Here is a 26,329-nt window from a genome sequence, read left to right as displayed (position 1 = left end):
TGTGCATGATTTCAATCCCGTAGGGATGTTAGGATTATAGACATTTGCGGATTTTTTCTAATCCCGAAGGGATGATATTGAATTGTGAGAGATTCGTGCCACCCCTTCGGGGTTGTTGATAATTAATTCGTAAAACTATAATCCTTGCACTCCTTCGGAGTTTTTGCGCTTTTTATTCGAATGTAACTACAGCAGTCATGCCCCAACGCATGGCGACATCTATGTCTGTCAGCAGGATGGTGACTTCGTACACAACGTCGCCTTGGTTGACCGTGTAATTATTTCCGATGGCAAGCACATTGCCTTTGAATTCCATACCAGGCAGAGCATCCAATTTGATGGTGACGGGCTGGCCTTCTGTGATATTGACCACGTCAATTTCAGTAAGGTCAGTGGTTTTGATGATCCATCTGGATGTATCGGCAATGGTCACAACGGGCTCACCAGAGGTTTCAAATTCGCCAACTTTGAGATCCAAATTTGTAACCACGCCAGCGAAAGGCGCACGGACTTCTGCATTGGCAAGCGCAGCACGAGCGCCCGCTGTATCTTCCGAGAAGGATGGGTCTTGTAGGGCATCATAATCTCGTTGGGCGACGACAAGCCGCGCCTCTGCGTTCTGGAGATTGGTTTCGAGTTCCATCCATTGGATGGCAAGCCGATAAAAAGCCCAGGCATTATCCAACGCCTTCTTGCGGATCTTGGCGATGCCTTGCACGGGTCTATCACCTTTTTCCTCTTCATCAGAGAGCTTGAGTTTTTTCGCATCAAGATGCTGGTAGGGTTCAAAAAGCACGCGCTGCTCGTTGAGCTTGACGAGCATTTCCTCAACGGCCTGGGTGGGAGTCATGCCGTCAAACTTGGAGGGGACATCAAAGTTATCCACTTTGATGCGTGCATCACGAAATTCCTGATAGGCAGCGGTGAGTTCCTGTGCGGCATCTGCTTGTGCTGTTTCGAGTGTCTTTGCTTCGCTGGATTGTAATCGCGCAACCAAATCTCCAGCCGCGACGTTGTCACCTTCTTCCAACAATACTTCGGTGATCAGGCCATTGGCATTCAAAGCCAGTTCTGTGTAGTGAATGGGCTCCAGCCGACCTTCGGAAATAATGGTATCGTCCGCGATGACGGTGGGGATGGGGGTCGCTTCAGCGGTGGCAGTTGGTGCTGCTCCGCAGGCCGCTATCAGCAGGGCAAGAAACGTCAATGTTAGTAATTTCATGTATTTCATCTTGGTTTTCCTTTATGATGGTTCTCCCGCTTGGGGATTGATTTTCTGGTTTATTTACGATGTATCTTTGATTTGGTTGCAAATAAAATAATAGAAGCACAGTCTGTGTTGCAAAGCTGTGTTTCTATTATTTAGGGATTCATTTAGATTGCGCCCCATCCATAAGAACTGTTCTAAATTATTTATCCAACATCATGCTCGCTTCTTCGTTGAGCCAGCGACGGCCATCGCGGGCGAGCAGATCGTAGGCCTCAGTGGGGCCCCAACTCCCTGGCTTGTAAACAGCCAACGGCGGAGTCTGATGCGTTTCCCATGTCTGCAAAATAGGATCGATCAGCGACCAGGCTGTTTCCACTTCATCTGCGCGGGTGAAAAGCGAAGCATCTCCCTGTATTGCATCCAGCAGAAGTCTTTCGTAGGATTCGGGAATTGCAGTTTGACCAAAGGAGTCTGCGTAATGGAATTCCATATCCACCGAACGGGTCTCGGCAACAGTATCTGGCGCCTTGGCCTCAAAACGGACGTGCAGGCCTTCATCAGGCTGAAGGTAGAGCACGAGAATGTTTGGCTTCATGGTTTGCATCGGGAACATGGCAAGCGGCGGCTCTTTGAATTGAATGATGATCTGTGATTGTTTTTCAGTGAGATTTTTGCCCGAGCGCAAATAGAAAGGCACACCTTTCCAACGCCAGTTGTTGATGAAGAGACGTAAGGCCGCATACGTAGGTGTGTTGGAATTTGGATCGACCTGCTTTTCACTGCGATAGGCTTTGTACTGCCCACGCACCGTGTTCACTGCAACCTGTTCGGGAGTCATGGGCTGGATCGCGCTGAGGACTTTTACCTTTTCATTCCGCAAGGCGCTTGCGCTAAAAGAGGCAGGCGGTTCCATGGCGACGAGGGTCAGCAATTGCAAAAGATGGTTTTGGAACATATCGCGCAAAACGCCGACGCTGTCGTAAAAACCCGCGCGATGTTCGAGCGCGACCTTTTCGGCCACAGTAATTTGAACATGGTCGATGTAGTTGCGATTCCAAATTGGTTCAAAGATGGTATTGGCGAAACGCGTGAACAAAATATTTTGCACCGTTTCCTTGCCAAGATAATGGTCGATGCGATATATCTGATTTTCCTGTAAAGCTTTGTGCACTTGTTTGTTCAATGTAATAGCAGAAGCCATATCCGTGCCGAAGGGTTTTTCGAGGATCACGCGCCGCCAGGCTCCATTCTCGTGCAGTTGACCTGATGCATCGAGATTTTCAATGGTATCTGGGAACAATGAAGGCGGAAGCGCCATGTAAAAAAGTCGATTCCCTTCGCCGTTTTCCAGTTTGGTAAGGTATTCGGCCAGCTTCTTGAAGTCAGTTGCTTCGGTATATTTGCCGGAGATGTAATGCAGATTTGGCGCGAAGACGTTCCACTCTTCATCGGTGAAGGTAAAACTGGCATGTTCCTTGACGCCTTTATATAAATGTTCTCGGAACTGCTCGTCAGTATAGGCGGTACTTGCGAAGCCAACGATCTTGAAATTTTTCGGTGTTCGCCGCTTGCGGAATAGATTAAACAGTGAAGGGATCAACTTGCGCTGCGTCAGGTCGCCAGATGCGCCAAAGATGATGATCGTTGTTAATAATCCAGTATTAGAAGGGTTGTTCATGCTTTACCTATAAATCTTACCGCCAAGCCCGCGAAGTTCGCGAAGAAATCTTTGGTTTCCTGGCGGGCTTGGCGCTCTTCGCGGTTCAAAAAGGATTACTCAGTTTTCTTGATGGCATGTCCACCAAATTGATTACGCAGGGCTGCCAACATGCGCGCGGGATAATTCTGCTCGTCACGGCTGGCGAAGCGCATCTGCAGCGCGAGGGTGATCACAGGCGCTGGCACATCCAAATCGATTGATTCGAAAACTGTCCAGCGGCCCTCGCCTGAATCTGCCACCCAGGGCTTGATGTCTGTCAATTCGGTGTCTTCATCCAGCGCATTGGCCGCCAAATCCAACAGCCACGAGCGGACAACGCTGCCATGCTGCCAGATATGTGAGATTTGAGAGAGATCCATGTCAAATTCTTTTTTGGCTTTCAAGATGCCGAAGCCCTCAGCAAAAGCCTGCATCATGCCGTATTCAATTCCATTATGAACCATCTTTACATAATGACCAGCGCCATGTGGGCCGACTCGTCCCCAGCCTAAATCTTTTGCTGGAGCAAGCGTTTCAAAGATGGGTTTGAGTTTTTCAGTTACCGATTCCTTCCCGCCGATCATCAAGCTGTAGCCTTCGGCGAGTCCCCAAATACCGCCGCTGGTTCCGCAATCTACAAACTCTATGCCTTTGGCTTCCAGCATCGCGGCGTGACTAATAGTTTCTTTGTAGTTTGAATTACCACCATCGATGATGATGTCGCCTTTGTTCAATAAAGTGGCGACCTTTTCAATAGTCTCTGTGGTGGTTTTCCCTGAAGGAACCATGATCCAGACGATCTTTGGTGATGAAGTGAGTTTCTCAACTGCTTCCTCTAAAGAGTTCGCGCCATCCGCTCCGTTCTTGATAGCGGCATCCACGCTTTCCTGAGTACGTGCATATCCAACCACGCGATGGCCGCCGCGCACGAGGCGCGTTGCCATATTCAATCCCATTTTTCCCAAACCGATCAATGCTAATTCCATAATGTAAAACTCCTTTTTCTTATTTTGTCATTGCGAGGAGGGGCCATTCCCGGCGAAGCAATCTACTGTTCTAGTTGGGGATTGCTTCGCTCGTTCTCACTCGCTCGCAATGACGAACTGTGTTCATAATCTGCTAGCCGCTGCCTCGTCCACAAACCAGGTGACTTTTCCAGCACTGGGGTTAATTCTTTGTGCGGGTAATTCCATAGGCAAGTATCTGCCATTTAAGACTCTATTCAACGTTTCTGCCTTACCTGCGCCTGTTACAAGAAAAAAAATATTTCTGGCGCTGTTGAAAACATTTTGAGTCAATGTTGCGCGGTTGGCAGGGCGGTCTTGATAATTTGCTGTTACAGCCAGGGTGGGGGAGTCCACATCAACGGGCGAGCCTGGGAAAAGGGACGCAATGTGCCCATCTTCGCCCATGCCGAGCAGCACCAAGTCAAAGCGCGGCCATGCCAGAGGCGCGTCCGCAAACTGCTTCAGTGTTAGAGCATATTGATCGGCTGCATCAGCAGGCTTACGTTCGGATAGGATGCGATGAATATTGTTCTCAGGGAGATTGATTTTGTCGAATAAAACTTTTTTCGCCTGCCCATAATTATTTTCGCTATCGTCCACAGGCACGCAGCGCTCGTCGCCCCAGAAAAAGTGTATGTGAGCCCAGTCTACTTTTGCTTGCGCGAGTTTTTCATATAACTTCATCGGCGTGTTGCCGCCAGAGAGTGCTACCATAAAACATCCGCGTTCTTTGATCGCCTCATTTGCAACCTCAATGAAGGCACGCGTCGTAGAGTCGTTTAGCTCGTCGATGTTCTTATATATTTGGATGATCGGACTGGGCTGCATGATTTGCGATTGTAACGCATGTGGACTAAAATTCCATCATGCTGATCGACTTGAAAAAACTAGATTCGCTTCGCACGCGGACCTTTCGACACGCTCAAGGCGGCGCCTTCGGCCTGCCTCCCACTAAAAGGCTTTCTTCTCCATCCCAAGCATTGACTTTCGTCAACAAGCGTGGCTTTGTTTATTTTTGGCCCATCAAAGGCATTGACCTGCCCTCGCTGTGGACAGCAGTTGCAGGTAATCGTCCCGTGGCTGATAAGCATGATGACCCTGGTCACATCACCTGGAGCTGGAAAGACGATGCGCTGGATAAAAAGATTTGGTATTACGGAAAAATATTGCGCGGCAAAGCGACTATGATTTCTTTGGAGGCAGTCCCTTATTTTTACGCGCTCTCTGAAAATTACGGCTCGCCCGAAGAAGACTATCTCATCGCCTACCAGGAGGGGCGATTAACACAAACCTCCAAACAAGTGTATGAGACCTTGCTCGACAACGGCAAATTGAACACTCTGGATCTGCGCATGAAGGCGAAGTTATCCAACGCCAAAGATTCTGAATTCAATAAAGCCCTGGAACAGTTGCAAAGAGATTTTAAGATTTTGCCCGTCGGCGTGGCGCAGGCAGGCGCGTGGAAGTATTCGCACATCTACGAAATTGTCACGCGGCATTATCCGAACCTTGCCGAGCAGGCACGAGTCATCAAGGAAACACAGGCACGCGCGAAATTATTGGAATTGTATTTCGACATGGTCGGCGCGGCGCAATTGCGCGATTTGAATAAACTATTCGGCTGGGGGAATGAGGTTGTGAAGAAAGCTGTTACCAAGCTTATAGAAAGTGGAAAGCTGGCGATGGCTGAACATCCGAAGATTGCGGGGGAGTGGGTGGCGGTTCCTGCGTTAATCAAATGATATTTCAATGAAGCTCGATATGAAAGTGCGCACAGAAAATCCGTGCGCACTTTCATTGTTAGGTATTATTCGATTTAATTAGCTAAGTCTGATATCCCAGAATTTATTCACTATCTTATCAAGTGACTTTTTCACAGCTTCTTTTGTGATGCCTGATACTTTGAAGGTCAATACCCTTGTACCTGGGTCATTGCCAGAGAACTGACCGAACGAGATGAAGTTTCCGCCAGCAGTCGCAATCGCCTTGGTGACTGCGGCAAGGGCACCGGGCTTGTTATCGATCAGGGCCGTGACACGCAATGCCTTTGTGCGTGCGCCCATCAATTCTAGAAAGATCTTGAACAAATCCGTCTCTGTGATCATACCGACGACTTTGCCAAAGCGCAGGACAGGCAAACCACCAATTTTGGAGTCTGCCATGATGCGTGCAGCTTCCTCGATGGGCGTGTTCACGTCAATGGTTTTAACTTTCCTGCTCATGACCTGTTTCACGGTCACTTTGCTGATCAAGTAGTTCATTTCCCAAACGCTCAGGCTGGTGACCGGAGAGGGGGATGCATTCAACAGATCGCGCTCAGAAACAATGCCGATCAATTTTCCGTCTTTAATGACTGGTGCGCGGCGGATGTGCTCTCGCTTGAACATAGCGAACACATCATGGATCGAGGTTTCAGGCGCAATAGTAATAACAGGGTGGGACATTCTTTCACCGACAAACATTTTGCCTCCAAATGTGTTTTAGAAAAACTAGTTCGTGAAATTTGTTACAAACACATTATAAGCAAATTTGTCAAAAAGAATGTCACTAAATTGGAGTGAATAAGGTCACTTCATGGTTCCCGTCATTGCGAACCACCGTTCTTGCACTTTGGTGGTGAAGCAATCTCCAACTCTGTCAGAGATTGCTTCGGCGGACGAGCACCGCCTCGCAATGACGGGAGTTATTACTTTGAAAACTCTTTGATCACACGCACCATATGCTTCGCATGTTGTAAGTACAGATCGAGGCGGATGTTCTCGTTGGGGGCGTGGGCTTTTGTATCAGGGTAGCCGAGTCCCATCGTCACAACGGGCAGGTTCAGGTCATGTACGAACGGGTAACTGGGGCCAGAGCCGCCGATCATGGGTACAACTTCCATTTTCGCATCATAAACATCCTCAGCTGTGTCCACTACGATCTTTACGAAGGGATCATCGGGGTCAGTACGCGCTGCGGGCTCGCCTCCAAGAAAATCGATCTTAACATCACTGAAGCCCTCGGCATCAAGATGTGCGCGAAGTTTCTTTAGGATGTCTTCAGGTTTTTGATCTGGTACGAGGCGGAAATCAACCTTGGCGGAGGCAAAAGCAGGTTGAACGGTTTTCGAGCCAGGGCCTTGATAGCCGCTCGTGAGTCCGCAGATGGTGCAGGTGGGCACGAAGACCTCTTCCATTTTCAAGTCTGTGCCACCCGTTAGGCCTTTGATAAATTCCTTCGCGCCATAACGTGATTTATATTCGTCTGCCACATCGGGAAGCGCATCCATTAATTCGCGGTCGCGCGCGGATGGCTGGACCACATCATCATAAAAGCCGGGGATACGGATGCGTTCATCGACTCCCTTCAAGCTGTTCAGTGCCCATGTGAGTCTCCACGCCGCGTTAGGCAGGATGCTGCCACCCAGCCCCGAATGGACATCCGTGCTGAGCGAGGTGACCGATAATTCGACATAGCAAATTCCGCGCAAACCGAGGTATTGCATGGGCCTGTCGCGATGGTCCACGCCGCCGAATTCCCAAATGCAGGCATCCGCTTTGAGCATGGGCAGATGTTCGCGAATGAAATCATGCAGGTGAACGCTGGAGGTCTCCTCCTCGCCCTCGACGATGAATTTGATATTGCATGGCAGATCGCCTTCTTCTTTCAAGATCGCGTCGATGGCATATAAGCGCGATGTGAGATGACTCTTGTCATCGCTCACGCCGCGCCCGTACATTTTTCCATCACGGATCTGCGGCTCAAAAGGTGGGCTTTCCCATAACTCCAATGGCTCCGGCGGCTGGACATCATAATGATTGTATATCAACAGGGTCTTGTCGCCTTTGCCTTTGCGTTCGGCAAAGACAACCGGCGCGCCCTCTGTGGCCATGATCTCTGCTTTGAAGCCCCGCTTCTCCAACATTTCTTTGACAATGGCTGCACACTCTTTCAACCCCAGGTTCTGCGCGCTGATGCTGGGCTGTGCCACATAGCGTTTAAGTTCTTCAAGACTTTTATCAAGATTTTTATCGACGTACGAATCCAGTTTATTGTAGCTGTTCATTTTGATTCTCCTTATATAGAACAGGCCACGCACAATGCGTGACCTGTATAAAATGACCTACTCATAGAAACTTGCGATCCAGTCGATTGAGTATGCGCCTGCAAAAGCAAATATCGCCATTTTGATGAGCTGGCCTGCCCAACAGAAAAGCAGGAAACGCCAGAATTTCATTTTCGCCATGCCTGCTGCAACCCCCGCAATATCAAAGAACGGGTTGGGAATTGCAGATAGCATCAGGATTGCCCAGCCACCATATTTTTCGATCCATGGATTGACCTTATTGTAGACATCCGTTCGCTCTACAACTGCCTGTCCGCTGAAGCCTGCGAGAAAACCTGAAAGTTCGCCGAGTGCGCCGCCTGTCCCCGCCGCGAGTGCAACGCCGAGTGGATTGAAAATACTTCCCATTGCAAATACAACTGCAACACCGGGCGCAGGCAAAAAGACAGTCGCATTGGCGAGCAAAGCCACCAGGAAGATGCCGGGATACCCATAGGCCGCAAATTCATCCACACGATCACGGATGCTGAAAATGTAAACCGTAATCCCGATAACGGCCGCAATCGCCAGAATGCGTAAGAGATTCGTGGTTAAACTGGTTGCAGGTTTTAGAGTTTGTAAGTTCTCAGGTTGGTGTTTGACCGCTGCAATACTCGTCTTTGACTGTACTCTAGCTTTTGGTGCTTCCATTCTCTTTCGAGAAATCTTTTTTGACTTTGAAACCTTTGAACTCTTTAACTTTTGGGCCTTGGAACCCTTCGACGAGCTCAGGGCAGGCTCCTTAACTTTCTTCGATGGTGACACGGATGATCTTCACTGCCGGTGCATTTACATTACTTGGGTCGCGTTCTGGGATGGACATCAGCACATACTCTCCTTCCACAACCTGCCCGAAGACGCTGTGCTTCCCATTCAGATGTGGGGTGGGGCCATGCGTGATAAAGAATTGCGAGCCGTTCGTGCCCGGCCCTGCATTTGCCATGGAGAGAACCCCGCGTTTGTCATGTTTCAGGCTGGGGTGAAATTCATCCTGAAATTTATAGCCGGGTCCGCCGCGGCCGGTGCCGGTTGGGTCACCGCCTTGCACCATAAAATTACCGATCACACGATGGAAGATTACGCCATCGTAAAACCCTTCTCGTGCCAGGAATACAAAACTGTTCACAGTGATGGGGGTCTTGTCTGCAAAGAGCTCGATCACCATGGTGCCTTTATCGGTTTCCATATGTGCCTTGTATTGCTTCTTTGGGTCGATCTGCATTGCAGGTGGTGTGGTCCATTGTTTTGCCATTATTCTCTCCTTATTTAAGTAGTGTTTCTATTCTTGCAACAACCATGTCCAGTGCGGCTTTGTTGTGACCACCCTCGGGGATGATCACGTCTGCGTATCGCTTGGACGGTTCAACAAATTCAAGGTGCATGGGGCGCACCGTTGCTTCATATTGTTTGATGACAGATTCAGTTGTACGATTGCGTTCGGAAATATCACGATGTAGGCGGCGGATAAAGCGGATATCCGCATCTGCATCCACAAAAATTTTTACATCAAACAATTTTCGTAATTCAGGCTCTACGAAGATCAATACCCCCTCCACGATAATTACACCGCGCGGCGCCACGGTAAAGGTCTGGCCGGTGCGGCTGTCGGTGGAGAAATCGTAGATCGGGACTTCAACAGGCTGAAGGTCCCGCAATGATTCGACGTGCTTGATCAGTAATCCAGTTTCAAGGGAATCAGGGTGGTCGAAGTTGACATCCCTGCGCAGTGTAGGCGGCAAACCAGTCAGGTCTTTGTAATATGAGTCGTGTTGAAGATATGCAATTTTATCGGCTCCAACTCGATTCAAAATCTCCTGCGCGACAGTTGTTTTTCCAGACCCCGACCCGCCTGCAATGCCAATAACCAGTGGGATGTTATGACTCATATTTGCGATTATAGCCGATGACTAGCAAAACAGGCTCCGAGCGGACCCGAAGCCTGTTTTGCCAACGATGACTTTTCGTTTATGTTTAGTCAAACATAAAGGCCAAACCAACTGTCCCTGGTCCCGCATGAGTACCAACAACAGGGCTTACTTCTGTGAATACTGTTTCCACAGGTGAGAGTTCAGTTGCGGCTCGCTCCAGAAGTTTTTTCGCATCTTCAGCGGCATTTGCGTGTAATGTCGCGATGCGGATATTTGATTTTCCCTTCACTTGTTCCGAAACCAATTCAAGGATTCGATCATGTGCTTTGCTCTTGGTGCGGATTCTTTCCACACCTTCTACTTTGCCTTCTTTGAGCGCGAGGATTGGCTTCAGATTCAAAGCAGAGCCGATAAATCTTTGCGCGCCGCCAATACGTCCGCCGCGATGCAGAAATTCCAGCGTATCCACAGCAAAGAAAACGCCGGTCCGCTCATGAGCCTTTTCTGCCAGCGCAGCACATTCTTTTAAACTGGCTCCAGCTTCCATTGCGCGGGCGGCGGCAAGTGCCTGAAATCCCATTGCCATTGCAGTGGATTGGCTATCAACCAATGTTACTTTTTCACCTGCGCTTCCCATCATGTCTTTGCCTTGAACCGCAGACTGTAATGTACCGGAAAGTTTAGATGAAACGAAGATACCCAGAACGTCATACCCCTGATCAACCAATCCCTGAAAAGTGGATTGCATGGTTGCCGGCGAAACTTGTGAAGTGGAAGGCATAACTTTTGCGATTTCCAAGCGCCTGTAAAATTCAGCCGGTTGAATATCGACCCCATCGCGAAATGTTTCGTTTCCCCAAATCAATACCTGTGGTGTCATTGTGATGTTGTGCTTTTTAAGAAGCTCTGGTGGAAGATAAGCTGTACTATCTGTAACGACTGCAAACTTGGACATGATATTCCTCCGGGTACTTAAAATTATATAGTCAGCCAATTTTACCCCCTGTGGGGGATTGCGCAACTATAAAATCCATTTTTAACGCTCATGGTATAATGTTGTCGACTGTTCCATTCGGTATAATATCTCACTTAGGAGCCTGATTTTGGCCTTCAACCCTATCAACTGGCTGTTAGGCCTTTTTTCTCTGGACATTGCCATAGACCTTGGCACAGCGAACACTCTCGTTCATGTTCGCGGTAAGGGGATTGTTATTAACGAACCATCCTGGGTTACTGTTGATAAGAAATTAAGACAACCATTGGCAATTGGCCTTGAAGCGAAAGAAATGGTTGGGCGAACGCCGGGGAATGTAGTGGTTGTGCGTCCGATTCGTGATGGAGTCATTTCTGAATTTGATGTCACTCAGATCATGCTTGAATATTTTATTGGCAAAGTCCATGAACAAAGCATTGTTCCTCTTCCACGTCCGCGTGTGATCGTCGGTCTTCCAACAGGCGTAACGGAAGTGGAGAAACGTGCCGTTTATGATGCCGTGATGGCCTCCGGTGCGCGTCAGGCCATGTTGATCGAAGAACCGATCGCGGCTGCGCTCGGAGCTGGTCTGCCAATTGGAGAAGTTCGCGGCTCGATGGTTGTTGACATCGGCGGTGGCACCACCGAAGTTGCAGTGATGTCGATGAGCGGTGTGGTTGCATCCCGTTCCCTGCGCGTTGCAGGTGATGAGATGGATCAGGATGTTGTGCAGTATCTTCGCAATAAATACAATATGCTGATCGGTGAAGGGATTGCTGAACAAATAAAGTGGCAAATCGGTTCCGCGTATCCACTTCAGCCTGAAAAAACAATGGAAGTACGAGGCCGCAATCTTGTAACAGGCTTGCCTGAAACAATTGAAGTATCCTCCGTTGAAATACGTGAAGCCCTCTCAGGCTCTGTGCAGGTTATTATCGATACGGTGCGCGATGCATTGGATGAAATCCCCCCCGAAATTGTGGCAGACTTAATGGATATCGGTATCTGTCTCGCAGGCGGTGGAGCACTTTTGCAGGGTTTGGCAGAACGCCTGACCGATGAATTGAAATTACGTGTTTGGGTTGCAGAAGACCCACTTACTTGTGTAGCGCGCGGCGCTGCAATGATCTTTGAGGAGTTTGACATTCTTGGACGTTATTTGGTCGGCTTGGAACGCGGTAGTACGCGCCATATTGGATAACGAACGCTTTTGCAGTCTCTTCCTTGGAGACTGATAAAAAATGAATTCCCGTTCTTTACAAACAACTATTATTTTCCTTGTGGTGGGGGGGATTCTTGCCCTATCCCTTGGCGGTTTCTTTGGCTCGGCTTCCAGACAATTCAGTTCCGTATTAATAGATGTTCAAACCTGGTTTTCCTCACGCTTTCTGGGTATGCAGGATTTTATTACCGCGCCACGTGACATTGTCTCGCTGCGTAACCGAAACGCGGAATTGGAAACACAAGTTTCGCAGTTGCAGGCGCAAGTCATCGAGCTTCAGCAGAGAGTGAACGAAACTGAAATCCTTGCGGCTCTGGTTGATTTCTCTCGCTCAAACCCTGAAAGCACATACAAAGCTGCCGCCGTGATTGGCCGTGACCCCAGTCCATTTTTGCATTACATCATCATCAATCGCGGTTCAAATGACGATATTCGGCGAGGTATGCCTGTTGTAACGAATCAAGGATTGGTTGGCCGTATCGATGCGGTAATTGCGGATGCCGCCCGGGTACAGTTGATCACCGATCCCGCTTCGGCTGTTAATGTTTATCTGCAAAATGCCGAGACTAACGCCGTTGCCTTTGGCTCTGTAACCGGTGATGTTTCGCTGGATATGATCTCGCAAAATGCGGTTGTGGAACCGGGCGATCTCCTTCTGACCTCGGGCCTGGGTGGTGGTTATCCTTCAGACTTGATCATCGGGCAGGTGGTTACGCTCCGCAGCCTTGAATTTGAATTATTCCAACAGGCCACCGTTCAACTTGCAGTGGATTTCTCCCGCCTCGAAATCGTTCTGGTGATTACCAACTTCCGCCCGGTGGATATTACTCCTCTCGAACCGTTGCCATCCCCATAAATTCATAAACATGCGAAATATTATCGCGTTCCCGTTGCTTGGGCTGGCGGTCATCCTTCAGTCCTCTGTAGTTAGCCAAATCAACTTGATCTCGGGCTATGCCGACCTGCCACTGATCCTTTTGGCTGCCTGGGCGTTGCAGGAACGCGTCAAATCTTCATGGCACTGGGCGATAACTCTCTGCCTGATGCTTGGCTTTGTGTCTGGTTTGCCTTTCATTATTTTAGTATTTGGATACCTGGGTGTTGTTTTCATAGCACAAATATTGCAAAAACGCGTCTGGCAGGCTCCGTTGCTGGCAATGTTCGGGGTTGTTTTTATTGGCACATTATTTATCCATCTCTTGTCGTTTGCTGTTTTGCGAATTTCGGGTACTCCCTTTTTATTCTCTGATGTAATCGGGTTGATCACTTTGCCAAGTCTTTTGCTTAATATGTTATTCTCAATACCTATCTATACCTTTATGCGCGATCTGGCGCGTTGGGTTTATCCCGTAGAGGAGTAATAAATGAGTTCTGGCTCGGCATCTCGCCCTGTCCGTTTTGAGACATGGCGGCTTACCACAGTATATATCGTTGTGTTTTTGGCGCTTATCGCCTTGCTCTTGAGGCTGATTAACCTGCAAGTGTCTGAAGGGTCTGTATGGTCTGCTCGCGCCATTGATAATTTCACGAACGAAGTCAGTGTGCCGGCCCCGCGCGGAATTATTTACGACCGCAATGGATATATCCTTGCGCGCAACCTTGCATCCTATAATATTACGATCACACCCGCTAGCTTGCCCGAAGACGAATCTGATATTCAGAATATTTATCGTGATCTTTCTGAGCTGATAGATGTCCCTGTAGGCGGACCGGTGACAGACGAATCACTGGAAGAAGCCAAGCTGTTTGCGGCTTGCGTGGAAGGGCCGGGGATCGCTCAACTGGTGGCCTTGCAGGATACACTTGCGCCTTATAGCCCTGTGAAAGTGAAGTGCAATGTTTCAGAGGAAATCGCCCGGATGGTGGAAGAGCAGTCAGTTGATTGGCCAGGTGTGGAGGTTGAGGTTGAACCGATTCGTGATTATCCAACCGGTTCGCTCACAGCCCATCTGATCGGATTTCTAGGCCCGATCCCTGCCTCTCAGGAAGAGGAGTTGCGCGCACAGGGATTCATACCTAACCGCGACAAAATAGGTTACTCCGGCGTTGAGGCCTCACTGCAGGATATTCTTGCTGGCAGAAACGGTTTGCGCGTGGTTCAAATTGATGTGGCTGGGCAGGAAATTCGCAACCTGGAACCGCCCATACCCTCTGTGCCGGGACATAATGTCTATTTGACAATTGATACACGTCTGCAAGCCGCCGCTGAAGCAACTTTGCTACAGGAAATAGATTTTTGGAATACATACTTCGGACGCGTACGCATCTCGAGTGGGGTCATTATTGCGATGAATCCAAAGACAGGCGAGATCCTTGCGATGACGTCCTATCCGAGTTATGAGAACAATCGTTTCGTGCGGATAATTCCCTCTTATTATTACGATCAATTGAGTCAGGATCCGCGCAAACCGCTGTTGAATAATGCTATTTCTGCTGAGTATCCCCCAGGTTCTGTGTTCAAACTATCTACAGCAACCGGCGCAATAAATGAAGGCGTGGTTGACCTGGACGATATCATCCAAGCCCCGGGACAATTATTGCTCTGCGAAAGATTTAACCCCAACGATGTATGTACGGATAATAATACACGCCCATTCGTAGATCATATATTCGATCAGCGCCCGGAGGGCTTTGGCCCTATTAGTTTCCTGCAATGCATCGCGTTTTCAAGTAATGTATGCTTTTATAAACTTGGTGGCGGATACGAAGATGAGATCACCCAGGGGTTGGGTATTGAAAGACTTCGTCAATATGCCCGTGCGCTTGGGTATGATGAACGCTCTGGGATCGAGTTATTAGGCGAACAGGATGGGTTAATCCCAGACCCGCAATGGAAACGTATCAACACTGGCGAGAATTGGTCCACAGGTGACACTTATATTGCCAGCGTGGGGCAAGGCTACGTTTTGACCACTCCTTTACAGGTTCTCATGTCTGGTGCAGTGATTGCAAATAGTGGCAAGTTGATGCAGCCCACAATTGTCCGCGAGGTGACCGATGGCGACGGCAATGTTGTGTCAATGTGGTTCAATCCTACAGACTTTACTGTCACTGATTTTGAGACCCCTGGCAGTTATCAGATTTCGCCTTTCACCCCAAACATGAAATGGGATGTGACCGTTACGCCGCTGATTCAAAACTATTCCTGTGATGGCGCATATTGCGATTTGAATGAGGATGACTTGAAGATCGTTGAGCCTGAATCCATTCAGGCAGTGCGCGAGGGGACAAGGCTGGCAGTGACTGCCAATCTCTTCGGTACACTGAATGACCTCTTCGATGACTTTCCCATTGCAGTGGCGGGCAAAACCGGCACTGCCGAATACTGTGATGATGTTGCGCGTGCCGCCAATCGTTGTAACTTCGGTGCATGGCCTACTCATTCATGGACGCTCGCTTACGCACCTTACGACGATCCTGAGATCATCGTATTGGCATTTGCTTATAACGGCGGCGAAGGCGCAAGCGTGGCAGGCCCAATGGTGGAACGTGTGATTAAGGCTTATTTTGAGATCAAGGCCATTGACATTGCACAGGGCGACCAGGCTCCAGGTCAATAGATGATGCGCTTTCATCAGGTATAATTCAAACTGATAAAAATTCTGAAACCATCCTATGGAGCAACTTACTTCTCTTGTCCAGATCAAAGGAATACGCGATGGACTTCTTGCGACATTTGCAGATGCGCCTTGGGAAGACCAGCGTATTGCCTTGCTTACGCAGATCGATGAACGTCCGTCATTTTTTCAGGGTGCACGCCTTGCCATGGATGTTGGGACACAAATTTTAAAAGTGAATGACCTGGTCGACTTGCGCGATCATCTGTCGGAAAGAAATGTGGTTTTATGGGCGGTTGTAAGTGAATCTCCAACAACCGAGCAGACTGCACAATTGTTGGGGCTTGCCACACGCATTTCCAAGCCGAGGCCGGAAGAACACAGGCAGTTTGCGGATACGATCACAGAAGACACGGCTTTATTTGTCAATAAGACTCTTCGCTCTGGAACACGCATTGAATTTCCCGGTCACATTGTTGTCTTTGGTGATGTAAACCCGGGCGCCGAGATCGTTGCGGAAGGTAATGTTATTGTATGGGGACGGGTGCGCGGCATGATTCATGCAGGTTCCAAAGGCGACCGTGCAGCGTTTATTTGTGCACTTGATCTTTCAGCTAACCAATTGCGCATTGCAGATGAAGTCTCTGCGATGCTTAAACCACAAAAAGATCCCAAGCCGGAGATTGCCAGTATTAACAGCGAGGGACGATTGCAAGCTGAACTTTGGCAAACAGGCTAATTTATTTTTTAGGAATTAATATGACCGCTCAAGTGATTACTGTTACATCTGGAAAAGGCGGCGTGGGTAAGACCACAGCCGTTGCAAACCTTGCCAATGCTCTTGCGATGGATGGTAAAAAAGTTGTCTGCATCGACGGCGATATTGGCTTGCGCAATCTGGATGTTGTAATGGGTCTTGAAAATCGGATCGTATATGATATTGTGGATGTGATTGAAGGACGATGCAAATTGAAGCAGGCGATGATCCGCGACAAACATTATCCGGAGATGTACCTGATTCCCGCCGCACAGACTCGCGACAAGAATGCTGTATCGCCTTCAGACATGGTACGCATCTGTAACGACCTTCGGCCTGATGCTGATTTCGTCCTCATTGACTCACCTGCGGGCATTGAACGCGGGTTCCGAAATGCCATCGCTGCCGCAGACCGCGTCCTGGTGGTGACCAACCCCGAGGTCAGCGCGGTGCGAGATGCGGATAGGGTGGTGGGCATTCTGGAAGCGGAAGAAAAAGGCACCCCGTATCTGATCATCAATCGGTTAAATGCCGCATTAGTCAAAAATAATGATATGCTCTCGGCCGAGGATGTATTAGACCTGTTAGGCATTCAATTGATCGGTATCGTGCCTGAGGATGAGTCTGTCATCATTGGCTCCAACCGTGGTGCACCTGTAGTAACCGATGGCAAGAGTCGCGCGGGACAAGCCTTTCGGAATATCTCCAAACGTCTTCAAGGACAGGATGTGCCATTCATGGACCTCGACCAGCAAAGCGGTTTGTGGGGTGCTATTCAAAAATTGACGGGGAGGAAGTGACATGAACTTCTTTACGCGAAAGAAAAGCGCGACCAACGCAAAAGAACGCCTCCAACTCGTGCTCGTGCATGACCGCACCGATCTGACCCCCGCGCAATTGGAAGCCTTGAAAGATGACCTGCTTAAGGCGATCTCTCAATATATTGAAATTGATCGCGAAGCAGTTCAAATTGGATTGGAACGCGATGGCCGTTCCCAACGGCTGGTAGCGGATATTCCCTTGCGGAGCGTATCGCGCCACCGCGCAGGTTGATCATTTTTTATACTTTGGAGACACGGATCAACCTGATGAACATCATCGGTTGCATCCGTGTTTTGTTATCCTATGACTCGTGGACTTACCTGGCGTAACTTCGATTTTCTTCTATTAGGCGCAATTGTGCTTGCGTCTTCTTTTGGCACGGTGATGATCCGTTCTGCTGTGGCGGGAAATGAAGTATTGCTGCCGCTTATCTCGCGCCAGATCTATTTTGCCCTGCTCGGTGTTGTGCTGATTTTTATTGTCGCATCCATTGACTATCGCTATTGGCTGGCACTTTATCGCCCGATCTATTTTGGAATATTGGCCTTTTTAGTTACGTTAACCGGGTTTGGACAGACCGCTTTTGGTGCGCAGCGTTGGTTCCAGGTCGGCGTTTTGTTTCTCCAGCCGACTGAGTTCGCAAAGATCGTAGCTATTATTGTGTTGGCACGTTATTTTGAGTATGCACAACATCAGCCGCGTGATCTGAAATGGGCATTGGGCGGCTTCCTTTGGGCCTTCGGTATTATCGGTATGATCCTGCTTCAGCCTAACCTCAGCAATGTGGTGGTATTGACGGTCATCTTCTTTTTGATGCTATGGATTCAAGGACTGGAGGTAAAACAAGTTGCCATTCTTGGGTTATCTGTGATCCTGTTGGTGGCCCTTGCGTTTCCGTTTCTTGAAGAATATCAACAAGCGCGTGTTATAACCTTTATCTTCCCAGATCCGAACGCCACTTATGGCGCCACATATAATGTACAGCAGGCGCTGATAGCGATTGGCTCCGGTGGCCTCTTTGGTCAGGGATATGGTCATGGCACGCAGACCCAACTCCGCTTTCTAAAGGTGCGCCATACCGACTTTATCTTCTCAGCCGTATCGGAAGAATTTGGCATGATCGGCGGGGTAATTATTATCCTTACTTTGGCGTTCATTGTCTGGCGTTGTATTCGCGCCGCACAAAAAGCACGCGATGTTTCCGGCTCAATGATTGCATTCGGTGTGGCGATTTTGATCTTCTTTCAGGGCGCGGTCAATATTGGCGTGAACTTGAACATTGTGCCCGTCTCTGGTCTGCCTCTGCCATTTATCAGTTATGGCGGCAGCGGCCTTACTGCGCTTATGCTCGGCATTGGCTTGGTGGAGTCCGTCGTCATGCGGCATAAGCAAATGGAATTCTAATATGTCATTGCGAGGACGTTCTTTGCCCGAAGCAATCTCAAATGACGAGGGGATTGCTTCGTCGGGGAGAGCACCCTCCTCGCAACGACAGAAATTTTTCAAGGAGTCATCATCTTGTCCATCAAACCAGCACGCACTCGTATCGCCCCCTCTCCAACAGGACACATGCATCTCGGCACAGCTCGTACAGCGCTGTATTGTTATCTGCTCGCAAAGAAAACAAGCGGGCAATTCATATTGCGAATTGAAGATACTGATGTTTCGCGAACCATTCCAGGTACTGAACAGGAGATCATGGATGGTTTGCGCTGGCTTGGCCTGGAATATGATGAAGGTCCGGATATCGGCGGCAAATTCGGGCCGTATCGTCAGACTGAACGCCGCGAGATTTACCATACTCACATCAATACACTTGTGAATTCTGGTCATGCATATCCTTGTTTTTGCACACCTGAGCGATTGGATAAAGTTCGACAGGAGCAGCAAAAGCGCAAGGAGAATCCGCATTATGATGGAACATGCCGTGTGCTTACACCTGATGAAGCCGCGCGCCGAGTTGCCAATGGTGAGAAATATGTGGTGCGATTTAAAATGCCGAAGGATGGAATAACGATTGCGCACGATCATTTACGCGGTGATATTAAAACCGAGAATAGCCAACTTAATGATTATGTGCTTGTTAGATCGGATGGCTTGCCCACCTACCATCTTGCTGCAATTGTTGACGATCAAGAGATGGGTATTACACACGTCTTACGCGGCTCTGAATGGCTGGGCACATTTCCGTTGCATGTAAACATTGTTCGCGCCTTTGGTTGGGAGGAGCCTATCTGGGTACACCTATCTGTATTTCTCAAACCCAGCGGCAAAGGCAAAATGAGCAAACGTGATGCCGCGGACGCGATCAAGGATGGTCATTCGATCTTTGTTAAAGACATGCAGGAACTTGGCTTTACTCCTGAGGGCGTTTTGAATTGGTGCGCATTGATGGGGTGGGGAGTTGCCGAAGACGATGTGATGACCGTGGGTCAAATGATCGATAGATTCAGCATTGACGGATTGACTGCTTCGCCCGCCGCGATCAACTTTCAAAAGTTGGATCATTTCAACGCGACTCATATCCGCCTCCTGACTACCGAGGACCTGGCAGCACGCCTCAAGCCTTATTTCACCCGTGAGGGACTCACCGTTAACGATGATGTTTTGTTGAAGATCGTGCCATTACTCCGCGAGAGACTCGTGACATTGGATGATTGCCTCTCATTCGGCAGTTTCTTCTTCAAGGATCAAGTTAGCCCAAGTGCAGAAGATTTGATTGCAAAGGGACTAGACGCAAAGCAATCCGCAGAAATCGCCCGCAAGGTATACGAGATTCTTTCTGGCTTGCCCAGCATAGACCACACTACAGCCGAGCCGCCCATGCGCGCGTATGTCGAGCAATCCGGGTTGAACGTGAATCAAGTCTTCGGCATCCTGCGCGTTGCCACTACGGGGCAAAAGGTCAGCCCGCCGTTATTCGAGTCAATGGAGATCATTGGCAGGGATAAATGTTTACAGCGGATTAAGACTGCGATTGAGATTTTGGAGAAGGTGTAACCCTGGAGTCCATCGTTTGCCGGGACTGAAATAAAGTTAACAAACCCAGACAGATATCAATATCAATGCATAAGGGAGTGTAATTTGAGCGCATTAAATGTTCGGAATTTGTCCCGTGTTTTTGCGACAACAACCGGGGTCTTTCGCAAGACAAAGAAGGAAATCCAAGCGCTAGATCAGATTAACCTTGAAATTCTACCCGGTGAATTGTTCGGATTGCTTGGTCCAAATGGAGCAGGGAAAACAACGCTAACCCGAATCCTGGCAACAGTTTTACTTCCATCATCCGGTGAAGCAAAAGTATTTGGCTTGGATGTGGTTCATGATGCGAAATTAATCCGCCCTAGAATCGGGATTGTCTTTGGCGGAGACCGGGGGCTTTACTGGAGGCTATCTGGCCGCGACAATCTGGAATATTTTGCTACCTTGTACAATATTCCGCCAGAGGTTTCCAAGAAGCGCATCCCTGAAATGCTGGAAATGGTTGGCTTGTCCGATCGTGCTGATGAGCGGGTGGAAGGCTATTCCCGTGGAATGAAGCAGCGCCTGCATATCGCTCGCGGGATGCTGCATGATCCCGAATTGCTCTTTTTGGACGAGCCTACTATTGGGCTTGATCCAGTTGCGGCTCGCGAACAACGTAAAGTCATCCACAATCTAAAACTTGCAGGGAAAACAATCTTTCTTACATCACACTACATGTTTGAAGTGGATGAACTCTGTGACCGGGTGGCAATTCTAAAGGAGGGGAGCATTTTGGTTTCAGACACTCCAGCCTCACTCAAAAACCTAGTAGCTGACCTGGAAGTAATCGAGTTTGAATGCTTTGGCGTTCCAGCAGACATTCTTGCCAAACTGCGCAGGCATCGCCTCGTCATATCTGTAAATGTGGAAACGCGCGATCAAGCTCAACTCTTGCAAATACAAGCTCCTGCAGGCGCGGAATTGGTGCAGAATTTACTCGGTATTCTGAATGGCGTGCAGGTTAAGAAAATTACCACCCGCCAGCCAACGCTGGAAGACGCCTATGTCAAATTGATGAACGGGGAGGCAAAGGTTTGAATGCTATGAACTATATAATCTTGCGAAGCATGTTTGATATTATGCGTCATTCGTTTTTAGTCCAGGTAAAAGAACGGATTATCCAGCAGTTTTTTGGTTTTACATTGTTACTTCAACCTGTTCTTTTTACGATTATGGCAGTAATTGCTTACCTGCATGGAGGTAAGACAAATTTTGGGTTATATGCCATTATTGGCACAGGGTTGATTGGTGTGTGGAATAACAACCTATGGTCGTCCGGCGAGATTGTCAATAATGAGCGAAGGGCGGGAACACTTTCCCTTTTGCTTGTTTCGCCAGCACCACTTGCCTGGATTTTGTTTGGGAAAAGCTTTGCCAATGCCATCACTTCTGTGCTGGCGATTGGAGTTTCCTTCTTGACCGGAAACCTCGTCTTTGGATTGGACTTGAATATCCTCAACCCGCTTGGCTTTTTTGTGAGTCTTCTGCTCGCAGTTTTTGCGTTGTCCTGCCTTGGGATGATCTTGGGGTCATTTTTTGTACTTACCCGCCATTCGCATATGGTGATTCAAGTGGCAAATTATCCTATCTACCTGCTTTCAGGGCTTACGGTACCACTTACCTTGCTTCCTTTATGGACACGCCCACTTTCCTTTATGCTCGCGCCTACTTGGGGGAATTTATCCCTAAATCAATCTGCGAGTGGACTGAGTGTGGATTTGACGGGCAATTTCATTTGGCTGATTGGGCTATCGATTATCTACCTGTTTATTGCTCGTCGGTTATACCGAATAATTGAATACCGTGCCCGTGATGCAGGTAATTTGGAGGTGTGGTGATGCTTGTGTTGCGTCAACTATCCCGAATTTCAAAGCTTTCATGGGCGTTTTACCTTGCAGACCTAAGGCTATGGATCCTTCTCCTGGTACAGATTCCGCGTGGGCTTTTTCAAGCTCTTTTTTTCATTTACCTTGCAGAATCGGCGGGCGGGTACAGCCAGGCTCGTTTTGCTTTGATCGGGAATGCCATCCATGTCTCTGCTTTATATGCATTGCTGTATATGTCAGGCATCATCGAGAGCGAGAAATGGAACGGAACCCTGATTTTCAGGGTAGCCGCACCGGGGAATTGGCTAGTGTCTATGTTGGGTCTGAGTGTTGCTCAATATACGACAGTGTTTTCCATTGGGATGACTATTTTCGTGGTGTTCATTCCCACTGTGGCGCCGGATATCACATGGTTCAATTTTCTAAGGGCAATTCCGTTAATTTTTCTGACGATCATGTCTGTGGGTACGTTTGGATGGTTGATCGGTTCTATCGCGCTCACGACTCGCTGGGTGGAAATGCTGGACAATGTGGTTGCCTACACTATGATGATCGTATGCGGAATTAACTTCCCGGTTACTGCCCTGCCTGATGTCATCCAAACTCTTGGTCGGTTCATTCCCCTGACAAGCGGATTGTTGGCTGTCCGTGCAGTGATCGATGGCGCTTCCTATATAAGTATTTTCCCTCTGATTAGTTGGGAGCTTTTTGTTGCCTTCATTTATGGGACGATTGCCTGGCTTGTTTTTAATTACCGCTTAACTGCCTTAAGAAAGTCAGGGAATTTTGAGCTCATGTGATGGGTAACTCAACAAGATCAGATATATTGATTCTAGTGGATTCGTTTTAGCAAAGAGATCATGGAAGAGAAAGAAACTTCCATGATCTCTTTGCTATATATCCCCAGACTCATCCGCCATGCGGACGATCTTAGGCGTAAACTTGCCGAGCACATCCACCAGCTGGTGCTGTGCGGCAATGACTTCTTCAATGGGTTTGTAAGCCTGCGGAGACTCGTCAATGCCGCCGCCGAGCAGGGTCACGCCGCGCTGCTTGAGGTAATCATCCCGCGCGGACTTGCTGATGGAATTGATCGCAGCCTTACGGCTCATCAAGCGGCCCGCGCCATGCGAAGCGGACTTGAGTGACTCGCTCACGCCTCTTCCACGCACAACATAGCCTGCATCTCCCATCGAGCCCGGAATGACTCCGAACACGCCCTCACCGGCGGGCGTGGCTCCCTTGCGATGTACAACCACTTTGCGTCCATCGGGAAGGTTTTCGTGCCAGGCAAAGTTGTGGTGGTTCTCGATCATAGCAGCCTCTTTCAAGCCAACTGAAGCGGCTACGCGCTTGTGGATGATGTAGTGATTGGCTGAAGCAAAGCGTCCCGCAAGCTCCATGGAAAGCCAGTATTCCTGGCCGTCTTCCGAGTCAAGTGGAAGCCAGGCAAGGTGCTTCACACTGGCGTCGAGATCAGGGTGCTTTTCTCTCGCAAGTTTGCTGAAACGGTCTGCGATCTTTGCGCCCACACCGCGAGAGCCGCTGTGCGAGAGCAACGCAAGATATTCACCGGGCTGCAATCCAAACGTGGGCTCATGCAATCTAAATGTGCCCCATTCAACAAAGTGATTACCCGTTCCGCTGGTGCCGAGTTGATTCATGGCAGTGTCTTTTAGTGTCTTTAGTTGGCGCGTGGCATACCACGCATCGTCGTCCAACACCGCGTGCTGTGCTTTCTTGTTGCCGGTCCACTTTGAGCCCATGCCAAAGGCGGTCTCTTCCCACAACGCATTTTCGAACATGCCCTTCTTTTGCCCGAGCAAATGCGGCGAGACTTCATAGATCGAAAGCCGCATACGACAGGCAATGTCCACGCCAACTGCGTAGGGGATGACGACATTATCTGTTGCCAGCACGCCGCCGATGGGAAGCCCATAGCCAACATGAGCATCGGGCATCAATGCCCCAGTGACGGTCACCGGCAGGCGCATGGCGTTTTCCATTTGCTTGATGGCTTCGGGGTCAATTTGTTCCACGCCCCAAATGGGGAAGGGGAGCGGGCTTTCGAGTAATTCGTCAACTGAAGATTCGTCCTTCTGAGTTAAGCGGATGCACTCGCGTGCCAGGTCTGCCAACAACGCGTCTGCCAGAAAGCTGCCGGGGTTTTGCCGAACAGCTTCCAGCTTGGCAAGAACCGCGTCGCGTTCCATGCCTTGATCCATTAATTGTGATGCCACATCTTTTGCAAGGCCGATGATCTTTCCATCCGGCCAGTTATTTAACTTCAGGATCTTTCCTGTAATGATGTCCATTTTAGCTTTCCTTATTCGTACTGCGACATTCATGTCGCAGGCGGCGCGAGATTTATCTCGCGCTACTCATTTTCCAACTTCCACAGCTCGCGCATTTCGGGGCTGGTCTCGAGGAGTTGATCGAGCCTGCCCTCGGATTCAATGCGCCCATCTTTGAGCACAATAATGTGGTCTGCGCGTCGCAGCAGCGGACGGCGATGAGAAACGACGAGGCAGGTCAGGTTCTCTCGCTCGAATATTCGCTCCCAAAGCTGCTGTTCCGTTTCGACATCCAGCGCGCTGGAGAGATCATCGAAGACGACGAGTTCGGGTTCGCGGATGAACATGCGTGCTGCCGCAGTGCGTTGCGCCTGCCCACCCGAAAGTTTAACACCGCGTGCGCCGACCATTGTTTCGAGGTCGTCATCCAGTTGTTCAAGGTCACGATCCATGACCGCTAATTTCGTGGCCTTATATATTTCTTCATCCGTGCGATCCAGGCCCAGCAGAATATTGTTTCGCAGTGTATTGCTGAAAAGGCGCGGCACTTGCGCGGTGTAGGCACAGCGCGGTGGGACGAGGAAATCTCCGGGCGAGGTGAGTATATTTTCGTTCCAGCGTATCTGGCCAGATTCGAGCGGCAGCAGGCCAAGCAGTGCACGCAGTAATGTTGTTTTGCCTGAACCGATGCGGCCCGTGACCACTGTCAGCGTATTGCGTTTTAGGTTGACGTTGATGTCCTCGATGCCGTTTGTTGAATCAGGGTAGTGAAAGGTCAGATGATCCGCGACGAGTTCATTTAGTCGGTCTGACGCGGTTTTTGTCGGGTAGGTCACTTCGGGCAGCGGCCCATCCAAATCTATTTTGCTGTGTTCGACCAGTGCCTTCAGCGGGGCGTTTTCCATAAGATGATACATGCGCTGGACGGAGACATTAAGTTGTTTGTAACGCGCCGCCAGCATGCCGCCAAAAGTGGTGAGATCGCCCATGCTTTGCAATAGATAAACGAAGAGCGAAAAATCACCCAGGGTGAAGTTGCCTGTGCGCATGGACTGTCCGACGAGAACAAGAATAACTCCGGTGCCCAAAGTGGACGTGTTGCGATAGATCGAGCCAAGCACTTCATCAAAAAGCTTTTCGCGGATGGTTAGAATGCGGCGCTCATCGTTTAACTTGTGGAAATAACCGATCACGCCCTTTTCAGCAGTAGCAGCTTTCACGGCCTGCACCGCGCCGAAGAATTCACCGATGAAACCGGTCACCTTGCCGCCAGCCTGACGCGATGTGCGCCGATAATGTTCGATGCGGCCCGTGGCGATGTTTGCGATGATGCCAACGATCACGAGCGGAATCAGTGCCATGACTGTTACGGAGGGACTGATCTGTGTCATTAAGACGATGGCGGCTGCAACAATGGCGAGACCGACCATCACGTCATTGATCAGAATGACGAAGAGCGGAATCTCATTCACATCTGTTTTGAAACGGCTGACCGCTTCGCCCGGTGAGTCGGGCAATTGCGAAGCTCCGGGGCGGCGCAAAATATATTTCAAAAGATTCTTGCGCAGCAGGGTGGACATATCAGCAAAGATGGGCACATCGGCATAATAAAAGCCGTAACTTGCGACAATGCGCCCGATCCACGTGGCGGCTAAGAAAGCGACGATGGCCCATATGCCAAAGGTCAGTTTCGCTTCGCCTGTGACCATGTCGAAGAAGGCTTTGATGATCAGCGCCGGCGCCACTTGCCAGCAAAAGCGGATGAGTGCTACACTGACAAGGTCAACAAGCCACAGCCATGGGCGAAAGGTGAGCATTTCCCAGATGACACGCCAGGCCGGGAGTGCGGGTATTTTCTCGGTGAAGATAGTTTCGGTCATAATAGTTTCCGTTTATTTTATACATTGGTGGTCGAGAGTTCAGAGCCGCTTTGCGAGCGAGGAACGTATCGAGATCACCACGTTTTCAAGTTATTTTCTGTTTGCA

At 49.4% G+C, this 26,329-nt stretch carries 24 protein-coding genes and 1 pseudogene; 13 read left to right on the top strand and 12 right to left on the bottom strand.

Features of this window, described 5'->3' with window-relative positions; all coding sequences use genetic code 11:
- Positions 1-172: 172 nt before the first annotated feature.
- The 4 genes and pseudogenes from AC14M5_RS09700 to pgl form a co-directional block, all read right to left on the bottom strand.
- The gene (locus AC14M5_RS09700) at positions 173-1,231 is read right to left on the bottom strand and encodes an HlyD family secretion protein (protein ID WP_484029457.1); all 1,059 of its coding nucleotides are present in this window, start codon (positions 1,229-1,231) and stop codon (positions 173-175) included.
- Between the two features lie 178 nt (positions 1,232-1,409).
- On the bottom strand, positions 1,410-2,888 hold the full coding sequence (gene zwf / locus AC14M5_RS09695) for a glucose-6-phosphate dehydrogenase (RefSeq protein ID WP_484029456.1): 1,479 nt from the start codon (positions 2,886-2,888) through the stop codon (positions 1,410-1,412).
- Between the two features lie 95 nt (positions 2,889-2,983).
- A pseudogene (gene gnd, locus AC14M5_RS09690) lies at positions 2,984-3,901 on the bottom strand (phosphogluconate dehydrogenase (NAD(+)-dependent, decarboxylating)); the annotation flags it as partial.
- A gap of 117 nt (positions 3,902-4,018) precedes the next feature.
- Positions 4,019-4,744 carry a 6-phosphogluconolactonase gene (gene pgl, locus AC14M5_RS09685; RefSeq protein ID WP_484029455.1) on the bottom strand — a complete coding sequence of 242 codons (726 nt, stop codon included), beginning with the start codon at positions 4,742-4,744 and terminating at the stop codon, positions 4,019-4,021.
- A 50-nt stretch (positions 4,745-4,794) separates the two neighbouring features.
- On the opposite strand from pgl, the gene AC14M5_RS09680 reads away from it, so the two are divergent.
- Positions 4,795-5,658, top strand: coding sequence for an AlkZ-related protein (locus tag AC14M5_RS09680; RefSeq protein ID WP_484029454.1), 864 nt, complete (start codon positions 4,795-4,797; stop codon positions 5,656-5,658).
- 78 nt (positions 5,659-5,736) lie between these two features.
- On the opposite strand, the gene AC14M5_RS09675 is transcribed toward AC14M5_RS09680, so the two are convergent.
- The 6 genes from AC14M5_RS09675 to AC14M5_RS09650 all read right to left on the bottom strand — a co-directional run bounded on the left by AC14M5_RS09675 (position 5,737) and on the right by AC14M5_RS09650 (position 10,823).
- Positions 5,737-6,378: a CBS domain-containing protein gene (locus AC14M5_RS09675; protein ID WP_484029453.1), complete on the bottom strand. Its 642-nt coding sequence runs from the start codon at positions 6,376-6,378 to the stop codon at positions 5,737-5,739.
- 224 nt (positions 6,379-6,602) lie between these two features.
- Complete coding sequence (locus AC14M5_RS09670; RefSeq protein ID WP_484029452.1) at positions 6,603-7,961, bottom strand: M20/M25/M40 family metallo-hydrolase; 1,359 nt, start codon at positions 7,959-7,961, stop codon at positions 6,603-6,605.
- 57 nt (positions 7,962-8,018) lie between these two features.
- A complete protein-coding gene (locus tag AC14M5_RS09665; protein WP_484029451.1) occupies positions 8,019-8,651 on the bottom strand; it encodes a VTT domain-containing protein in 633 nt (210 codons plus the stop codon).
- Positions 8,652-8,742: 91 nt separating this feature from the next.
- Positions 8,743-9,252: a peptidylprolyl isomerase gene (locus AC14M5_RS09660; protein WP_484029450.1), complete on the bottom strand. Its 510-nt coding sequence runs from the start codon at positions 9,250-9,252 to the stop codon at positions 8,743-8,745.
- Positions 9,253-9,262: 10 nt separating this feature from the next.
- Positions 9,263-9,886 (bottom strand): uridine kinase, encoded by a 624-nt coding sequence (gene udk, locus AC14M5_RS09655; RefSeq protein ID WP_484029449.1) that lies wholly within the window; start codon positions 9,884-9,886, stop codon positions 9,263-9,265.
- A gap of 85 nt (positions 9,887-9,971) precedes the next feature.
- A complete protein-coding gene (locus AC14M5_RS09650) occupies positions 9,972-10,823 on the bottom strand; it encodes a DegV family protein (RefSeq protein WP_484029448.1) in 852 nt (283 codons plus the stop codon).
- A 148-nt stretch (positions 10,824-10,971) separates the two neighbouring features.
- On the opposite strand from AC14M5_RS09650, the gene mreB reads away from it, so the two are divergent.
- The 12 genes from mreB (at position 10,972) to AC14M5_RS09590 (ending at position 22,849) form a co-directional block, all read left to right on the top strand.
- A complete protein-coding gene (mreB, locus tag AC14M5_RS09645; RefSeq protein ID WP_484029447.1) occupies positions 10,972-12,042 on the top strand; it encodes a rod shape-determining protein MreB in 1,071 nt (356 codons plus the stop codon).
- A gap of 40 nt (positions 12,043-12,082) precedes the next feature.
- Positions 12,083-12,919, top strand: a complete 837-nt coding sequence (mreC, locus tag AC14M5_RS09640) for a rod shape-determining protein MreC (RefSeq protein ID WP_484029446.1) — start codon at positions 12,083-12,085, stop codon at positions 12,917-12,919.
- 10 nt (positions 12,920-12,929) lie between these two features.
- The gene (locus AC14M5_RS09635) at positions 12,930-13,424 is read left to right on the top strand and encodes a hypothetical protein (RefSeq protein ID WP_484029445.1); all 495 of its coding nucleotides are present in this window, start codon (positions 12,930-12,932) and stop codon (positions 13,422-13,424) included.
- Between the two features lie 3 nt (positions 13,425-13,427).
- Positions 13,428-15,623 (top strand): penicillin-binding protein 2, encoded by a 2,196-nt coding sequence (gene mrdA, locus AC14M5_RS09630; RefSeq protein WP_484029444.1) that lies wholly within the window; start codon positions 13,428-13,430, stop codon positions 15,621-15,623.
- Between the two features lie 55 nt (positions 15,624-15,678).
- Positions 15,679-16,359 (top strand): septum site-determining protein MinC, encoded by a 681-nt coding sequence (gene minC / locus AC14M5_RS09625; RefSeq protein ID WP_484029443.1) that lies wholly within the window; start codon positions 15,679-15,681, stop codon positions 16,357-16,359.
- Between the two features lie 20 nt (positions 16,360-16,379).
- The gene (gene minD, locus AC14M5_RS09620) at positions 16,380-17,177 is read left to right on the top strand and encodes a septum site-determining protein MinD (protein ID WP_484029442.1); all 798 of its coding nucleotides are present in this window, start codon (positions 16,380-16,382) and stop codon (positions 17,175-17,177) included.
- Position 17,178: 1 nt separating this feature from the next.
- Entirely contained in the window at positions 17,179-17,430 is a 252-nt protein-coding gene (minE, locus tag AC14M5_RS09615) for a cell division topological specificity factor MinE (protein ID WP_484029441.1), read from the top strand.
- A 72-nt stretch (positions 17,431-17,502) separates the two neighbouring features.
- Positions 17,503-18,603, top strand: coding sequence for an FtsW/RodA/SpoVE family cell cycle protein (locus AC14M5_RS09610; RefSeq protein WP_484029440.1), 1,101 nt, complete (start codon positions 17,503-17,505; stop codon positions 18,601-18,603).
- 114 nt (positions 18,604-18,717) lie between these two features.
- Positions 18,718-20,199 (top strand): glutamate--tRNA ligase, encoded by a 1,482-nt coding sequence (gene gltX / locus AC14M5_RS09605; RefSeq protein WP_484029439.1) that lies wholly within the window; start codon positions 18,718-18,720, stop codon positions 20,197-20,199.
- 84 nt (positions 20,200-20,283) lie between these two features.
- Positions 20,284-21,261 carry an ABC transporter ATP-binding protein gene (locus AC14M5_RS09600; RefSeq protein ID WP_484029438.1) on the top strand — a complete coding sequence of 326 codons (978 nt, stop codon included), beginning with the start codon at positions 20,284-20,286 and terminating at the stop codon, positions 21,259-21,261.
- Between the two features lie 5 nt (positions 21,262-21,266).
- Positions 21,267-22,061 (top strand): ABC transporter permease, encoded by a 795-nt coding sequence (locus AC14M5_RS09595; protein ID WP_484029437.1) that lies wholly within the window; start codon positions 21,267-21,269, stop codon positions 22,059-22,061.
- A complete protein-coding gene (locus AC14M5_RS09590; RefSeq protein WP_484029436.1) occupies positions 22,061-22,849 on the top strand; it encodes an ABC transporter permease in 789 nt (262 codons plus the stop codon). The genes AC14M5_RS09595 and AC14M5_RS09590 overlap by 1 nt, the downstream gene beginning before the upstream one ends.
- A 93-nt stretch (positions 22,850-22,942) precedes the next feature.
- Here the strand turns inward: AC14M5_RS09590 and AC14M5_RS09585 are convergent, their stop codons facing one another.
- Both AC14M5_RS09585 and AC14M5_RS09580 read right to left on the bottom strand, forming a co-directional pair.
- Positions 22,943-24,364, bottom strand: coding sequence for an RtcB family protein (locus AC14M5_RS09585; RefSeq protein ID WP_484029435.1), 1,422 nt, complete (start codon positions 24,362-24,364; stop codon positions 22,943-22,945).
- Positions 24,365-24,426: 62 nt separating this feature from the next.
- Complete coding sequence (locus AC14M5_RS09580) at positions 24,427-26,223, bottom strand: ABC transporter ATP-binding protein (RefSeq protein WP_484029434.1); 1,797 nt, start codon at positions 26,221-26,223, stop codon at positions 24,427-24,429.
- Positions 26,224-26,329 lie beyond the last annotated feature (106 nt).

The organism is Candidatus Villigracilis sp., assembly GCF_057083605.1.
Note: the sequence above shows the minus strand (reverse complement) of the source record. Positions and strands in the feature narration are given on the sequence as shown.

What these genes read in the sequence shown, in the direction of transcription:
- udk (WP_484029449.1), bottom strand. Translation starts at nt 9,886, where the DNA reads ATGAGTCATAACATCCCACTGGTTATTGGCATTGCAGGCGGGTCGGGG.
- AC14M5_RS09665 (WP_484029451.1), bottom strand. Translation starts at nt 8,651, where the DNA reads ATGGAAGCACCAAAAGCTAGAGTACAGTCAAAGACGAGTATTGCAGCG.
- mrdA (WP_484029444.1), top strand. Translation starts at nt 13,428, where the DNA reads ATGAGTTCTGGCTCGGCATCTCGCCCTGTCCGTTTTGAGACATGGCGG.
- zwf (WP_484029456.1), bottom strand. Translation starts at nt 2,888, where the DNA reads ATGAACAACCCTTCTAATACTGGATTATTAACAACGATCATCATCTTT.
- AC14M5_RS09675 (WP_484029453.1), bottom strand. Translation starts at nt 6,378, where the DNA reads ATGTTTGTCGGTGAAAGAATGTCCCACCCTGTTATTACTATTGCGCCT.
- AC14M5_RS09635 (WP_484029445.1), top strand. Translation starts at nt 12,930, where the DNA reads ATGCGAAATATTATCGCGTTCCCGTTGCTTGGGCTGGCGGTCATCCTT.
- AC14M5_RS09580 (WP_484029434.1), bottom strand. Translation starts at nt 26,223, where the DNA reads ATGACCGAAACTATCTTCACCGAGAAAATACCCGCACTCCCGGCCTGG.
- minE (WP_484029441.1), top strand. Translation starts at nt 17,179, where the DNA reads ATGAACTTCTTTACGCGAAAGAAAAGCGCGACCAACGCAAAAGAACGC.
- pgl (WP_484029455.1), bottom strand. Translation starts at nt 4,744, where the DNA reads ATGCAGCCCAGTCCGATCATCCAAATATATAAGAACATCGACGAGCTA.
- AC14M5_RS09650 (WP_484029448.1), bottom strand. Translation starts at nt 10,823, where the DNA reads ATGTCCAAGTTTGCAGTCGTTACAGATAGTACAGCTTATCTTCCACCA.
- mreC (WP_484029446.1), top strand. Translation starts at nt 12,083, where the DNA reads ATGAATTCCCGTTCTTTACAAACAACTATTATTTTCCTTGTGGTGGGG.
- AC14M5_RS09585 (WP_484029435.1), bottom strand. Translation starts at nt 24,364, where the DNA reads ATGGACATCATTACAGGAAAGATCCTGAAGTTAAATAACTGGCCGGAT.
- AC14M5_RS09670 (WP_484029452.1), bottom strand. Translation starts at nt 7,961, where the DNA reads ATGAACAGCTACAATAAACTGGATTCGTACGTCGATAAAAATCTTGAT.
- AC14M5_RS09610 (WP_484029440.1), top strand. Translation starts at nt 17,503, where the DNA reads ATGACTCGTGGACTTACCTGGCGTAACTTCGATTTTCTTCTATTAGGC.
- AC14M5_RS09700 (WP_484029457.1), bottom strand. Translation starts at nt 1,231, where the DNA reads ATGAAATACATGAAATTACTAACATTGACGTTTCTTGCCCTGCTGATA.
- minD (WP_484029442.1), top strand. Translation starts at nt 16,380, where the DNA reads ATGACCGCTCAAGTGATTACTGTTACATCTGGAAAAGGCGGCGTGGGT.
- AC14M5_RS09660 (WP_484029450.1), bottom strand. Translation starts at nt 9,252, where the DNA reads ATGGCAAAACAATGGACCACACCACCTGCAATGCAGATCGACCCAAAG.
- AC14M5_RS09590 (WP_484029436.1), top strand. Translation starts at nt 22,061, where the DNA reads ATGCTTGTGTTGCGTCAACTATCCCGAATTTCAAAGCTTTCATGGGCG.
- AC14M5_RS09595 (WP_484029437.1), top strand. Translation starts at nt 21,267, where the DNA reads ATGAACTATATAATCTTGCGAAGCATGTTTGATATTATGCGTCATTCG.
- minC (WP_484029443.1), top strand. Translation starts at nt 15,679, where the DNA reads ATGGAGCAACTTACTTCTCTTGTCCAGATCAAAGGAATACGCGATGGA.